The organism is Arthrobacter sp. A5 (assembly GCF_051131705.1).
Lineage (GTDB): Bacteria > Actinomycetota > Actinomycetes > Actinomycetales > Micrococcaceae > Arthrobacter_M.
On record NZ_CP180316.1, the window covers coordinates 1,030,034 to 1,043,310 of the forward strand.

The 13,277-nt window shown below is 65.3% G+C and carries 11 protein-coding genes; 8 read left to right on the forward strand and 3 right to left on the reverse strand.

Annotated elements, in window-relative coordinates; all coding sequences use genetic code 11:
- Window positions 1–52 precede the first annotated feature (52 nt).
- Window positions 53–913 carry a PP2C family serine/threonine-protein phosphatase gene (locus ACLLJI_RS04655; protein ID WP_434618485.1) on the forward strand — a complete coding sequence of 287 codons (861 nt, stop codon included), beginning with the start codon at window positions 53–55 and terminating at the stop codon, window positions 911–913.
- Between the two features lie 27 nt (window positions 914–940).
- On the opposite strand, the gene ACLLJI_RS04660 is transcribed toward ACLLJI_RS04655, so the two are convergent.
- Window positions 941–2,419: an arylsulfatase gene (locus tag ACLLJI_RS04660; protein WP_434621213.1), complete on the reverse strand. Its 1,479-nt coding sequence runs from the start codon at window positions 2,417–2,419 to the stop codon at window positions 941–943.
- Window positions 2,310–2,675, reverse strand: a complete 366-nt coding sequence (locus tag ACLLJI_RS04665) for an SUMF1/EgtB/PvdO family nonheme iron enzyme (RefSeq protein ID WP_434621216.1) — start codon at window positions 2,673–2,675, stop codon at window positions 2,310–2,312. Before ACLLJI_RS04665 ends, ACLLJI_RS04660 begins: the two co-directional genes overlap by 110 nt.
- A gap of 630 nt (window positions 2,676–3,305) precedes the next feature.
- On the opposite strand from ACLLJI_RS04665, the gene ACLLJI_RS04670 reads away from it, so the two are divergent.
- The 6 genes from ACLLJI_RS04670 (at window position 3,306) to ACLLJI_RS04695 (ending at window position 11,122) form a co-directional block, all read left to right on the forward strand.
- A complete protein-coding gene (locus ACLLJI_RS04670) occupies window positions 3,306–4,184 on the forward strand; it encodes an ABC transporter permease (protein WP_434621221.1) in 879 nt (292 codons plus the stop codon).
- A 59-nt stretch (window positions 4,185–4,243) separates the two neighbouring features.
- The gene (locus ACLLJI_RS04675) at window positions 4,244–5,167 is read left to right on the forward strand and encodes a carbohydrate ABC transporter permease (protein WP_434621224.1); all 924 of its coding nucleotides are present in this window, start codon (window positions 4,244–4,246) and stop codon (window positions 5,165–5,167) included.
- A 16-nt stretch (window positions 5,168–5,183) separates the two neighbouring features.
- On the forward strand, window positions 5,184–6,854 hold the full coding sequence (locus ACLLJI_RS04680; RefSeq protein WP_434618488.1) for a sugar ABC transporter substrate-binding protein: 1,671 nt from the start codon (window positions 5,184–5,186) through the stop codon (window positions 6,852–6,854).
- A gap of 109 nt (window positions 6,855–6,963) precedes the next feature.
- Entirely contained in the window at window positions 6,964–7,956 is a 993-nt protein-coding gene (locus ACLLJI_RS04685; protein ID WP_434618491.1) for a LacI family DNA-binding transcriptional regulator, read from the forward strand.
- Between the two features lie 89 nt (window positions 7,957–8,045).
- Window positions 8,046–9,239, forward strand: a complete 1,194-nt coding sequence (locus tag ACLLJI_RS04690) for a Gfo/Idh/MocA family protein (RefSeq protein ID WP_434618494.1) — start codon at window positions 8,046–8,048, stop codon at window positions 9,237–9,239.
- A gap of 2 nt (window positions 9,240–9,241) precedes the next feature.
- On the forward strand, window positions 9,242–11,122 hold the full coding sequence (locus tag ACLLJI_RS04695; protein ID WP_434618497.1) for a beta-galactosidase: 1,881 nt from the start codon (window positions 9,242–9,244) through the stop codon (window positions 11,120–11,122).
- Between the two features lie 32 nt (window positions 11,123–11,154).
- Here the strand turns inward: ACLLJI_RS04695 and ACLLJI_RS04700 are convergent, their stop codons facing one another.
- A complete protein-coding gene (locus ACLLJI_RS04700) occupies window positions 11,155–12,060 on the reverse strand; it encodes a LysR family transcriptional regulator (RefSeq protein WP_434618500.1) in 906 nt (301 codons plus the stop codon).
- 157 nt (window positions 12,061–12,217) lie between these two features.
- On the opposite strand from ACLLJI_RS04700, the gene tdh reads away from it, so the two are divergent.
- A complete protein-coding gene (gene tdh / locus ACLLJI_RS04705) occupies window positions 12,218–13,264 on the forward strand; it encodes an L-threonine 3-dehydrogenase (RefSeq protein ID WP_434618503.1) in 1,047 nt (348 codons plus the stop codon).
- The last annotated feature ends 13 nt before the right edge of the window (window positions 13,265–13,277 follow it).

The window sequence follows — 13,277 nt, forward strand, 5'->3', positions numbered from 1 at the left end:
AAACGCGATTTGGATGCGATAACTGCTACCTGGTTGAGATTAGGGTGGAGCGATGGCCCCCGAATCCCTGAATTGGAAGATCCGCGCCCGCGTGCAGTCCGAGGGGGACGCGCACGTGATGGAGGATACCTGCGGGTTTGCCGGCCCGGCCGCCTGGGTGATCGACGGTGCCACCTCCCTGCTGGAACCGCTCGGCCTGCCCGGAGCCTCCGATCCCTCCTGGCTGGCGCAGACGCTCTCCGTTGCCTTGGCCGAGGTGGTGGCGGAATCCGAGCCAGCGGCCCCGATGTCGGAGTCCGGCGTCCGGGCTCTGTTGGCGGCGGCGCTGCAAAAGGTCGACGACGGCGGCCGGCGGTCAGTGGGGGAGGAACGCGTGCGCTTTCCCAGCGCCGCCGTTTCCGTAGCCCATTTGAACGACGGCGGCGTGGAAGTGCTCAGCCTGGCCGACTGCCACGTGGCGGTACGGCTGGCCGGGGGCGGTATAGAGCACGTCTTCAGCGAGCTGGCTGATTCCCGCATCCACGCTGCCGTGCCGACTACCGGCCCGGATCCGGTCGGCGTCCGGGCGCGGCAGATCGCGGACCGGGAACGACGCAACACCGCGGACGGGCTCTGGGTGGCACGCCGCGAGCCGGCGGCGGCTGACCACGCGTACGTCGTCCAGCTGCCCCGGCCCGAACTGATGGTGATGGCCTCGGACGGCGCCTGGCGCGCCGTCGATCTTGGCCTGATGAGCGATGCCGGAGAATTCCTGGAGGCCGTCTCGACGCCCGTCGGTGCGCTGGAACTGATGCACCGGCTCCGCGCCCATCAGCGGGCCATCGGCGAGGTGGCCGACGACGCGACGGTGCTCGTCGTCGAACCGGCGGACCAGGACCAGGACGCCACCCGGGTCCAACTGCCCCGCAGATAAGAGCCGGCAAAGCGCGGTTTTCGTGCGTTATCTGCGGGGCAGATGGGCTTCGGCGCCTGCCAACCGTTCGCGCGTGTGCCGGAGGATGGAGGTCACGGCCTTCCCCGCGACCAGCCGCCCGTCCTCGATGAAGCCCTCCTCCCGGCCGGTCAGGTCCCGGATCAGCCGGGACTTCCACAATGCCAGCAGCTCGGCGTGCGCCGAATCATCCGCCAGATTGTCCAGCTCACCGGGATCCGCATCCAGATCGAACAGCTCTTCGGTGCCCCAGCCCGAGGCCCACAGGTACTTCACATGACCATCGGTGACCCACTGCAGGGACTGTCCGAAATAGACATGCTCGCCGTGCAGCCAGTCCCGGACCGGAACACCGGCTTCGCCGTGCAGCAACGGAACCAGGGATATGCCGTCGCACTCCGGCGGGACCGGGATGCCGGCAAGATCCAGCAGTGTGGGCATCACGTCCCGCAACTCCACCACCTGGTCGACGACGATCTGCCGGGCCGCCTTCGCGTCGGACGGCGCGGGGGCAAGGATGAACGGAATCCGGGCCGAGCCCTCATAGCCGACGGCCTTGCGGTAGAAGTCGTGGTCGCCCATCATCTCGCCATGATCGCTGGTAAATGCGATGACAGTGTCGTCGGCGAGCCCAAAGTCGGACAGAGCCTCCTGCAGCCTCATGATCTGAAGGTCGACGTGGGCCATGAGCCCGTAGTAGCCGGCCCTCGCGCGGTGCGTCACAGCCTCGGACAGGGTGCCGAACGCGGCCTGGTGCAGCCCGTCGGTCCGGACGGCATCGAAATGGTGCTCCCAATTGCCCAACCGGCGTCGGAATGCGGGCAGGTCCAGATACTGTTCGAAGGCCCACGCCGGCGGATCGTAGGGCGGGTGCGGCCGATGGAAGGACAGGTACAGGAAGAATGGCCTGGTCGGATCCCGGCGGTACAGCCAGTCAACAGCCTGGCTGCCGGCCCAGCTGGTCGGGTGCAAGCGCTCGGCCTTGTCCCAGGGACGGGCCACCGTGGAATTGCAATTGACCCCGTGGTCGAAGTATTCCTCCTCCGGGTCCACGCCCGGCTGCCGGCGCAGCCAGGGGACGTAGTCGTCGAAGAACCTGAAATTGAGCCGGTGCTGCTGACGGGCGAAGTGCAGGAAACCATCGTGCAGGATGATGTCATCGAAGCCGATTCGACTCCGCTCCGGGAAGACATGCATCTTGCCGATCGCCTGGGTCTGGTAGCCCGCCTTGCGGAACTCGCCCTGGAGCGTCACCGGGTGCGCAACGTCGAAGGGAACTCCCTCCTGGTAGCCGACCCGTCCGTGCCGTTCCTGCGACTGGCCGGTGAAGAGGGCAACGCGGGCCGGCACGCAGGTGGGTGTGGCGGAATACGCGTGCTCAAACCGCGAGCCCTTGCGGGCCAGTTCGTCCAGGTGCGGGGTTTGGAGGTAGGGGTGGCCGGCGCCGGAAAGGCAGTCGCCGCGCCATTCGTCGGCGCAGATCAGGATGACATTGGGCCGCGTCATGGGGAATGGCCACCTTTCCTTCGTTCGGTTTGTCCAGTTTTGTCCGGCCACACACGTTCAGCCACCACGGGACATCGGCCACCGCGCCGAGGATGTCCTGCGGATCAGCGCGGACCGTGAGATGGAAAACGGCGGTCGTGCCGTAGATTTCCGACTCGGTCCGGTATCCGGTCGACTCGACAAAGGCCGCGAACTGGGCATTGCTGACCGCGGCGGAGTCGATCCGGAAGGACTCCAGACTGACCTGGTGGACGGCGTTTCACCGTCGCCGGCGTAACCCTCCCCGAACGGATCCCCCATCGCGAAGGTGTCGCCCGGAATCCTGACGTCCTGATGGACGAGGGCGGTCGGCGGCCTTCCGCTGCCGGCCCCGCCGCGTTGGCTCTCCGGGCCGGCGGCGACATGGCCGGCCACCACGGGAGGCTCGTCGCGGCCCTGCGGGCTGCAGCACTGCGCCATGGATCCTCCGTTCGGCTGGTGGCGGTGGCGGGGAGCGGATCGATGAATTCCGCCGTCTTCCGCTTTATGGTAGCCCGGCCATGGCCCGATGTCGCCGTCAACGTGACGAAAGATGCTTGTTACATCTGTATTCGATCAGTTTCTTGCATATTTGGAATTCATCCTCTAGGTTTGTTAAACGGTTAACGAGGTGCAGGTCACATCATGTATCCCTCGCCGCAGCCCAAAGGTAAGAGGAGAGACCATGAGCTCGACAACGAGTGAGGTGCCGCCGGCGCCGGCGCCCGAACGCGCCGCGGCTTCGACCGGACCGGGTAAATTCCGGGGCGGGAAGAAGAAAGCGTCGGCGGTGGCTGGACAGAGTTTCGCCGGACAAAGTTTCAGGGTGCGGTGGAAGCGCGACCGGCAGATGCTGTTGATGATGGTGCCGGGTGTGCTCTTCCTGTTGCTCTTCTTCTACATCCCTATTCTTGGCAATGTCATTGCCTTTCAGGACTACCAGCCATTCCTGGGCATCGGAGACAGCGACTGGGTCGGTTTTCAGAACTTCGTGGATCTCTATTTCAACCCGGACTTCTGGGTGGCGCTGCGAAACACCCTGGTGCTGGCGCTCTGGCAGCTGGTGCTTTTCTTCCCGGTCCCGCTGGGATTGGCGCTGGTTGTGGATTCACTCATGAGCTCCAGGATCCGCCGGTGGTTCCAGAGCATTGTCTACCTGCCGCACTTCCTTTCCTGGGTCCTGGTTATTGCGCTGTTCCAGCAAGTGCTGGGCGGGGCGGGGCTGGTCAATAACGAGCTGCGGCACCTGGGACTGGATGCTCTTCCCTTCATGACTAACCCGGATACGTTCCCGCTGCTGGCCACGGTGCAGCTGGTGTGGAAGGACGCCGGCTGGGCGATGATCATTTTCCTTGCCTCGCTGGCTAGCATAGATGGGTCCCTCTATGAGGCCGCGGCCGCGGATGGGGCCGGGCGCTGGCGCCGGATGTGGCACATCACGCTGCCCGGCCTGCGGTCCATCATCATCCTGCTGCTCATCCTGCGCATTGGGGACATCCTCAGCGTCGGCTTTGAACAGTTCCTGCTCCAGCACGACGCGGTGGGTCCGGGGGCCTCGGAAGTGCTGGATACCTTCACGTACTTTGCCGGCGTGGTGGGCGGCGGCTGGAGCATCGGCGCCGCGGCCGGCCTCGCCAAGGGCATCGTTGGCGCAGTCCTGATTTTCGCGGCCAATAAGGTGGCGCACAGGTTGGGCGAACCCGGAATCTTTTCGAAAAAGGCGGGCTGATTCCGGGCCTGCGCCGGGAATCCAGCCACCCAAGGAGGCATCTCATGGCAACAGACACAATGGTCCGGAAGTCATCCGGCAGGCAGTCCAAGGGGCTGACTTTCAATCCCACACGTCCGGCCTGGAAGGAACCGGTCTCGCCGCTCTACCAGGCCATCAAGGCCGTCGTTCTGGGACTCATCACGCTTTCCATCGTGCTGCCGATCCTGCTGGTGGTTTCAACATCCCTGGCGGATGACCAACAGCTGGTGGCCGCGGGCGGCTACGTGCTGTGGCCCACGCACCCGACGCTGCAGGCCTACCAGGCCATCTTCAGCGGACAGTTCATGTTCCGGGCGCTGGGGGTGAGCGCCGTCGTGACGGCGGTCGGGACCGTGCTGGCCCTGTTCGTCACGATCACCATGGCGTACGCCACCAGCCGTCCGGTGCTCTTCGGCCGGCCCGTGCTGCTGATGGTGCTCTTTACGCTGCTGTTCGCCCCCGGCCTGATTCCGATGTTCCTGATGGTCAAGCAACTGGGCCTGCTGGACACCTTGTGGTCCCTGATCCTGCCGGGCATCTTCGGAGCCTTCAACTTTGTGGTGATGCGATCCTTCTTCATGAACATTCCGCAGGAGCTCATCGAGGCGGCCCGGATCGACGGTGCCAGCGACGTCAAAATTCTGTGGAAAATCGTGCTGCCGCTCTCCAAGGCCGTGGTCGCCGTCGTCGGCCTGTTCTATGCCGTCGGATTCTGGAACGCCTTCTTCAACGCAATGCTCTACATCAACGACCAGACCAAGTTCCCCGTCCAGCTGGTGCTGCGCAACTACGTGGTGCAAGGCGGCGGTCTGGCCGACCAGCTGGGGATCGCCTCCACACCGCCGCCGCAGTCCATGCAGATGGCCATCGTCGTCGTGGCGCTGCTGCCCATTCTGCTCGTCTACCCATTCCTGCAGAAGCACTTCAACAAGGGCGTCATTACCGGCGCCATCAAGGGATAAACCGAAAGGACATGCGATGACTCGCACTTCCAAAGACGCCGGCGTCAGCCGGCGCAACTTCCTGGGCCTCGCGGGGCTTTCCGTCACAGCCGTGGCCGTGGGCGGATCGCTGGCCGGCTGCGGCGGTACCGGCTCCGGTGCCATCGGCGGCGGCGCGGCATCCGCCGGCGTCAAGCTGCCCACCTACAAGGAATTCACCGGGATTACACCGGATTTCGCGGGCAACGCCAAGGGGTTGCAGGCTGGTTTCCTGACGATGCCCAGCCCGGTGCAGACGGTGAAGACGCCTCCGCTCAAGGGCACGGTCACGGGCCTGACGGAAACCTTCGAGACCATGTCCCCCGCGATGGCGGACAACAAGTTCTGGCAGCGGCTCAACGCCAAACTCGGCGGCACACTGGACCTGCAGATCGCCGAGGACGTCGGAGATGGGTACCCGGCCAAGTTCGCCACCATCCTGGCCAGCGACACACTGCCGGACATGATGTGGGTACCGCCGAACCAGGGTATCCCGAACATCGGCCCGATGCTGGAAGCCAAATTCCAGGACCTGACCAAGTACCTCTCGGGCGACGCCGTGCTGGAGTACCCCAACCTGGCCGCACTGAAACCGGACTCCTGGAAGACCGCCGTCGTCAACGGCAAGATCTGGGGCGCGCCGATCCCCAGCACCCCTTTCGGACAGGTGCTGGCCGGAAATAAGACCACCTGGGCACAGGTGGGCGGCCTGACCGCGAGCAGCGCGGATGAGTTCTTCCAGAAGGCGAAGGAGCTGACCCGGCCCAACGAGGGCAAGTACGCGCTGGAGCCGGCCTACATCAACATGCTGCACATGATCACCGAATGGCTCGGTGCCCCGAACGGCTGGGCGGTCAACAAGGACCGCACCCTCACCAACCGCTATGAAACGCCGCAGTATGAGGCGGGCCTGGAGTATGCGGCCAAACTGTTTGCCGCCGGCTGCTTCTACCCGGACGTCAATGCCACGGACATTTCCAACCGGATTGTCAACGGCACCGTCGCCGCCCAGGTGATCGTGGGACCCCACAACATCGCCCGCTACCGCAATCTGGACAAGGATGCCCAGACGGAGATCCTGATTCCCTTCGGTTTCGATGGAAAGATCAGGCCCACCTATGACATGGGCTACGGAACCGTCGGCTTCACGGCTTTCAAGAAGACCGATGAGGGCAAGATCCGCGAGCTGCTGGCGCTGATGAACTACCTGTCCGCGCCGTTCGGCAGCGCCGAATACCTGCAGAAGAACTACGGCGAAGCCGGCCAGGACTACACGACGGACGGCGGCGGCAACCCGGTCATGACCGAATCCGGGCTGAAGGACATCCCCGGCGTAGCCAGCGCCCTGAACATCATGTCCAGCCCGGAGAACGTGGTGTTCAACCCGGCATTCCCGGATGACACCAAGTACATCTATGAGCAGGAAAAGAAGCTGCTGGACTTCGCCTGGCGCAATCCGACCAACGGCTCGTACTCGGACACCAACGCCAAGGTGGGGGCGAAGATCAACAAGATCATCACGGATAAGACCATCGACATCATCACCGGCCGCGCCAAGGTCTCCGACTTCAAGGATGCGGTGAAGCGCTGGAAGGACGGCGGCGGAGACAAGATCCGCGAGGAGTACCAGAAGGCGCTGCCCGCGGACGTGCCGGTGTTCGGCGCGTAGCGTGATCCGCCGCGTTCGGCGGCACCGCCGCGGTGGCTGGTCCTCAGGGCCCGCCGCCGCGGCTACAGTAACCATCAGGTAGGACTTCAGCAGTGATTGGGGCATCGGAATGCGGGCTACTATCCGGAGTGTGGCAGGGGAAGCGGGAGTCTCGACGGCGACCGTCTCGTATGTACTCTCGGGGCGCCGCGGCGCCAAGGGACAGGCCGGGGTTTCCCCCGCCACGGTCCAGCGTGTCAGGGACGCGGCTGACCGGCTGGGTTACCAGCCGAATTCCGCGGCCCGGGCCATCCGGACCGGCCGGACGAATACGGTGCTGCTGTCCCTGACAATGCTCTCCGACCCATGGTCGCTGGAGGTCATCGAGGCCGTCCAACGCCTCGCCGCTCCGCTGGGCATCACGCCGATGATCCTGGCCGACGCGGACTGGGCCCAGGTACTGCGGAACCACGACGCGGACGCCGTCTTCATCGACGCCGTGCCGCCGGAGAGCCGGGACAGCCTGGGCAGGCTCGCGGAACGGGGCACCCGGCTGGTGGTATTCGACGAGACGCTGGCGCCGGAGGGCTTCGATGTGATCCGTTCCGTCGCCGGGCCCGGCTGCGTCCTGGCGATGGAGCACCTGCTCAAAAAGCACCGCAAGGTGGGCTGCCTGACCTCCGGCCGGAGCGCAGCGCCGGGACCTCCGTCGCGCTACCTGGCCTATGTCCAGGCCTTGGCCGGTGCCGGTCTGGAGCTGCGCGAGGACTACCTGGAGACCTTCGATGTCACCCCCGCCAGCGCCTACGCCGCCGCGGTGCGGATGCTCTCCGGCCCGGAGCGGCCCACCGCAATCTATGCCACCACGGACTATGCGGCGATGAGCGCGGTCAACGCCGCGCAGCGGCTGGGCCTGGCGGTGGGCCGGGACATTGACATCATCGGCGTGGGCAACACCGGGGAGGGGGGACGGATGACTCCCTCGCTGAGCTCGGTGGGACCCATTGATTTCTTCGACAGGGTGGCGCGGCTGCTGCTGGACCGGGCCACCGGCGCGGAGCGGGAAGTGGCCGTACTGGACTTCCCGTGGCAGCTGTTCGCCCGCGAATCCGCGCCGGCATAGCGGCAGGTGCAGCAGCAGGTTCAGCCGCTTCAGCAGCAGGTACAGTCAGCAGATTTAGTCAGATTCAGGTAAGAGGAATGCAAAACACAATGGACACAGTTGATATGAAGATTGGTGTTGTCGGATTCGGGCTGCGGGCGGGACTGTGGAAGCACGCGCACAAACCGGGCCAGGGCTCCGAGGTCACCGTTGTCTGCGACACCAGTAAGCGCGGCCGTGCCGACGCGGCGGCGAAGATTCCGACGGCGAAGGTCACCGATGACCTGGATGTGCTGCTGGCCAGCGGCTTGGATGCGGTCCTGGTCCTGACCCCGGACAACCAGCATGCCGTGGTGGCCGTTGAGACGCTCAGGGCCGGTATCCCGACGTTCTGCGAAAAACCGCTGGATGTCACCCTGGAGGCCGCGGACCTGGTCCTGCAGACGGCCTTTGAGACCGGGACCCGGCTCTACATCGGCCACAACATGCGGCACATGCCGGTCGTGGCGCAGATGCGCCAGCTGATCCTCGACGGCACCATTGGCGAGGTTAAGGCCATCTGGTGCCGGCATTTCGTGGGCAATGGCGGGGACTACTACTTCAAGGACTGGCACGCCGAGCGGGCCAACACCAAGGGCCTGCTGCTGCAAAAGGGCGCCCATGATATCGATGTGATCCATTGGCTGGCCAATGGGTACACCAAGCGGGTGTCCGCGGTGGGTGATCTTGCGGTGTACGGCGACGTAGCGAGCAGACGGGACAACTCTGACCGGCGCATGGGCGATTGGTTCAGCCTGGACAACTGGCCACCCACCGAGCAGACGGACCTGAACCCGGTCATCGACGTGGAGGACATCTCGATGATGCAGATGGTCCTGGATAACGGGGTGCTGGCGTCCTACCAGCAGTGCCATTTCACCCCCGATTACTGGCGGAACTACACGGTGATCGGCACCAGAGGCCGGATTGAGAACTTCGGCGACGGCCCGGGCGACGTCATCCACGTCTGGACGACCCGGACCCAGGACGGCTTCAGCGAGCCGGATGCAAAGGTGGAGATCCTCGACGGCGACGGCGGCCATGGCGGGGCGGATCCGAAGCTGATCGCCGAGTTCCTGGACTTCGCCCGCCACGGAGGCATGACTCAGACCAGCCCGGTAGCGGCCCGCCAGGCCGTGGCGGCCGGCGTGCTCGCCACCGAATCGCTGCGTACCGACGGCTCCGCGCGCACGGTGCCGGAACTGGCTCCCGAGCTGCTGGAGTACTTCAACGCCGGCCAGCCCGCACGTACGACGGCCCTGTAACCATGACGCACGCTCACCTTCAGCCGGGCGTTCCCGGGACAACCCTCGCCGCCGCCTCCGCCCCCGAACCAGCACTCACCATCCGCGAGGGCGCGCTGTTCCGCAATGGCAGGGAGCACCGGATCCTGGCCGGGGCCATCCACTACTTCCGGGTCCATCCGGCGCAGTGGGAGGACCGCATAGCCCGGCTGGCGGCGATGGGCGCCAACACTCTTGACACCTATATCGCCTGGAACTTCCACCAGCCCAAGCCCGGTGAGGCTCCAGACTTTTCCGGTTGGCGCGACGTGGCACATTTCATCCAGCTGGCGGAGCAGGCAGGTCTGGACGTGATCGTGCGCCCGGGTCCGTATATCTGTGCCGAATGGGACAACGGCGGATTCCCATCTTGGGTTACTGCCATCCCCGGTGTGGGGCTGCGCAGCTCGGACCCCGCCTTCACCTCGGTGGTGGGGAAGTGGTTTGATCAGCTCCTGCCCCAGCTGGCGCCGCTGCAGGCGGGCCACGGCGGCCCCATCGTCGCCGTGCAGGTGGAGAACGAATACGGCAGCTATGGCGACGACCGGGACTACCTGCGATGGAACCGGCAGGCCCTGCAGGAGCGCGGCATCACCGAGATCCTTTTCACGGCCGACGGCGGCACGGATTACTTCCTGGATGGCGGCGTCCTGCCGGATACCTGGGCCACGGCGACACTGGGCAGCCGTGGCGCTGAGGCCATTGAAACCTGGAAACGCCGACGCCCGGGCGAGCCGTTTTTCAATGTGGAATTCTGGAACGGCTGGTTCGACCACTGGAAGGAGCACCACCATACGCGGGACGCGGCCGAGGCCGCTTCCGAGGTGCGCCAGATGCTGGAGCGGGACGGCTCCGTCTGCCTCTACATGGCCCACGGCGGAACCAATTTCGGGCTGACCTCCGGCTGCAACCATGACACGATCCTGCAGCCCACCGTCACCAGCTACGACTCGGACGCGCCGATCGCGGAGGACGGTACCCTGACGGATAAATTCCATGCCATGCGTGCCGAGTTCCATGCCGCGGCCGGCAAGGAACTGCCGCCGCTCCCCGCTGGCCTGACGACTCCGACGGCGACAGTGGCGCCGCAGACGCTGGCCGTGCGCCCCGGCGTCGGGCTTCTGGATTTTGCGCGCTCGGGCCAGCCGGTGCGCAGCGTCCGGCCGCTCAGCTTCGAACAGCTCGGGCTTGACCGCGGGCTTGTCCTGTACAGCGCCACGGCCGTGCTGCCGGATGCGGAGACCACCATCGGCATCCGGGATCTGCATGACCGGGCCTACCTCTGGGTTGACGGCGCCTTCGCCGGGGTGCTCGATGATGCCACCGCGGCCGACGGCGTCCGTGTCACGGGTGCGGGGAGACCGGTAAGCCTGGAGATCCTGGTCGAGAACCAGGGCCGCATCAATTACGGTCCGCTGCTGGGACAGGGCAAGGGCATCCTGGGCGGCGTCATGGTCGGACGGCGCTATGTCTTCCACTGGGAGCAGCGCCTCGTGCCGCTGGAGGAATTGGACGAAAGTCAATTGGGTGTGCTCTCCTCCACCGGACCCGCTGCCGAAGGTCACGCGATTGCCGGCGCGGGATTCGCCGCTGCAGAGTTCGACCTCACAAAAGCCGCCGACGCCTACCTGGCGCTGCCCGGATTCGGCAAGGGCTTCGCCTGGGTCAACGGCTTCCTGCTTGGCCGGTACTGGGAGATCGGACCCCAGATAACGCTGTACATCCCGGCCCCGCTGCTGCGCCCCGGACGTAACCGGATCACCATTCTCGAGCTGGAACACCTCGGGACCGAGCTGGAACTGCGCGACCAACCAGAGTTGGGATCTGACCCGTCCGGGGCGGAGGCGCTTCCCTCCCTGAGCTGACCAGGGCGCGGGCAGTTGGGCTCCTGACTAGTTCAGCTGACCAGCTCGGCCATGGCAGCCTGGAGAGCATCGCAGACCAGCAGGACCGAGCGGCGCTTCAGGCTCTCGGGCCGGGCCAGGATGTCGATCCGGCGGCGGGTACTGATGCCCTGCAGCGGCCGCAGAACGATGCCCGGTTTCAGCGCGGGGCTGGCGGTATAGCGTGGCAGCAGGCCGATGACGCTGCCGGTCGAGACGATTGCCGCCACAGTGGAGTAGTCGTTGATCCGGTGCACGACGTTCACGGGTTTACTCGCCACGGCGCCGACGGCGGAGAGCACGTCCGCGGGCGAGTAGCCGCCGCGGCTGGTCACCCAAGCCGCGTCGACGACGTCGAGCGGGGTCAGTGCGTCCAGCGCCGCCAGCGGATGCCGGACGGACATCGCGACGTCCAGCGGCTCGTGCGCCAGCGGCAGCACCGTCACCTTCCCCTCCGGCCACGGCGGACTGTGGTCCAGGCGGTGCGCCAGCACCAGATCGTAGCGTGCCGTCAGGGAGGGGAAGTCCTGCTGTGCCACGTCCTCATCGGAGAGCCGGACGCTCGGCGAATCCGCGCCGGCCAGGATCCGCAGCAGCGGGGCAAACAGTGCCTGGCCAGCGCTGTGGAAGCCGCTGACGGTGACAATGCCGTTCCTGGTTTCACGATAACCGCCAATGGCCGCCCGCGCGTCGGCCATCGCGCTGACCACCGTTGCACCGGCATCCGCCAGTACCTGCCCGGCCTCGGTGAGGACCAGGTTGCGGCCCTCCTTACGCGTAAGCGGGGCATCCACGTTTTTCTGCAGCATGGCCAATTGCTGGGAGACGGCGGACGGCGTCACCGACAACGTTTCCGCCACGGCCTTGACGCTGCCCAGCTCACCCAGTTCCCGCAACATTTCCAGTTGGTGTAATTCCATGGAAGCCACACTAAAGCATTAGGATGACTTAATCGTCGCGTCAGATAATAGAGGTTGTGCTAATGCGTTCAGCCCGCTGTAATGAAGGAAGAGAACACCCACACACAATGGGACACGATGACTGCAATGGCGACACGATGACGGCCAAGGGGAAACCATGAAAGCACTGTACAAATCCGGAGCCCATGCGGGCTTCGAGCTCGTGGACCGGCCGGAGCCCGAGGCCGGCCCGGACGACGTAGAGATCCGTGTCATGACGACCGGCATCTGCGGCACGGACCTGCACATCGAGTCCTGGGATGCCTGGGCCGCGCAGAACATCAACGCACCGCTGATCCCCGGGCACGAGTTCTACGGTGAGGTCGTGGCGATCGGAGCGCAGGTGCGGGACGTGAAGATCGGTGACCGTGTCTCCGGCGAAGGCCATATTGTCTGCGGAATCTGCCGCAACTGCCGTGCGGGGCGCCGTCAGATGTGCATCAATACCGTGTCCGTCGGCGTGCAGCGGGACGGGGCCTTTGCCGAATATGTGGTGATACCGGAAACCAATGTGTGGGTACACCACGACACATCCGTCACCCCTGAGCTCGGTGCGATCTTCGATCCGTTCGGCAACGCCGTGCACACCGCCCTGAGCTTCCCGCTCGTCGGCGAGGACGTGTTGATCACCGGTGCCGGACCCATCGGACTGATGGCAATCGCCGTCGCCCGTCATGCCGGCGCACGGAAGATCGCCATCACGGATGTCTCGGAGCCCCGGCTGGAACTCGCCCGCACGATGGGCGTTGACCTGGCCGTCGACGTTTCCAGCACGCGGGTGAAGGATGCTCAGCGCGAGCTCGGCATGCGGGAGGGCTTCGACATCGGTCTTGAAATGTCCGGACACCCCACGGCGCTGCCGGAAATGATCGACAATATGAACCACGGTGGCCGGATCGCGATGCTGGGTCTGCCCAGCCAGTCCATCGATATTAATTGGGGCAAGGTGGTGACCCACATGCTGACGCTTAAGGGCATCTACGGCCGGGAGATGTTTGAGACCTGGTACGCCATGAGCGCCATGCTCTCCTCAAATCCGTTGCTGCACCGGCATATTTCGGCCGTGGTGACGGACTCGCTGCCGGCCGCCCGGTGGGAAGAGGGATTCGCGGCCGCTCGATCGGGCGCGGGCGGCAAAGTTGTGCTGGACTGGACCGGATTCTAAGGAGCAAGGCTGT

What these genes read in the sequence shown, in the direction of transcription:
- ACLLJI_RS04655 (WP_434618485.1), top strand. Translation starts at nt 53, where the DNA reads ATGGCCCCCGAATCCCTGAATTGGAAGATCCGCGCCCGCGTGCAGTCC.
- ACLLJI_RS04670 (WP_434621221.1), top strand. Translation starts at nt 3,306, where the DNA reads ATGCTGTTGATGATGGTGCCGGGTGTGCTCTTCCTGTTGCTCTTCTTC.
- ACLLJI_RS04675 (WP_434621224.1), top strand. Translation starts at nt 4,244, where the DNA reads ATGGTCCGGAAGTCATCCGGCAGGCAGTCCAAGGGGCTGACTTTCAAT.
- ACLLJI_RS04680 (WP_434618488.1), top strand. Translation starts at nt 5,184, where the DNA reads ATGACTCGCACTTCCAAAGACGCCGGCGTCAGCCGGCGCAACTTCCTG.
- ACLLJI_RS04685 (WP_434618491.1), top strand. Translation starts at nt 6,964, where the DNA reads ATGCGGGCTACTATCCGGAGTGTGGCAGGGGAAGCGGGAGTCTCGACG.
- ACLLJI_RS04690 (WP_434618494.1), top strand. Translation starts at nt 8,046, where the DNA reads ATGGACACAGTTGATATGAAGATTGGTGTTGTCGGATTCGGGCTGCGG.
- ACLLJI_RS04695 (WP_434618497.1), top strand. Translation starts at nt 9,242, where the DNA reads ATGACGCACGCTCACCTTCAGCCGGGCGTTCCCGGGACAACCCTCGCC.
- ACLLJI_RS04700 (WP_434618500.1), bottom strand. Translation starts at nt 12,060, where the DNA reads ATGGAATTACACCAACTGGAAATGTTGCGGGAACTGGGTGAGCTGGGC.
- tdh (WP_434618503.1), top strand. Translation starts at nt 12,218, where the DNA reads ATGAAAGCACTGTACAAATCCGGAGCCCATGCGGGCTTCGAGCTCGTG.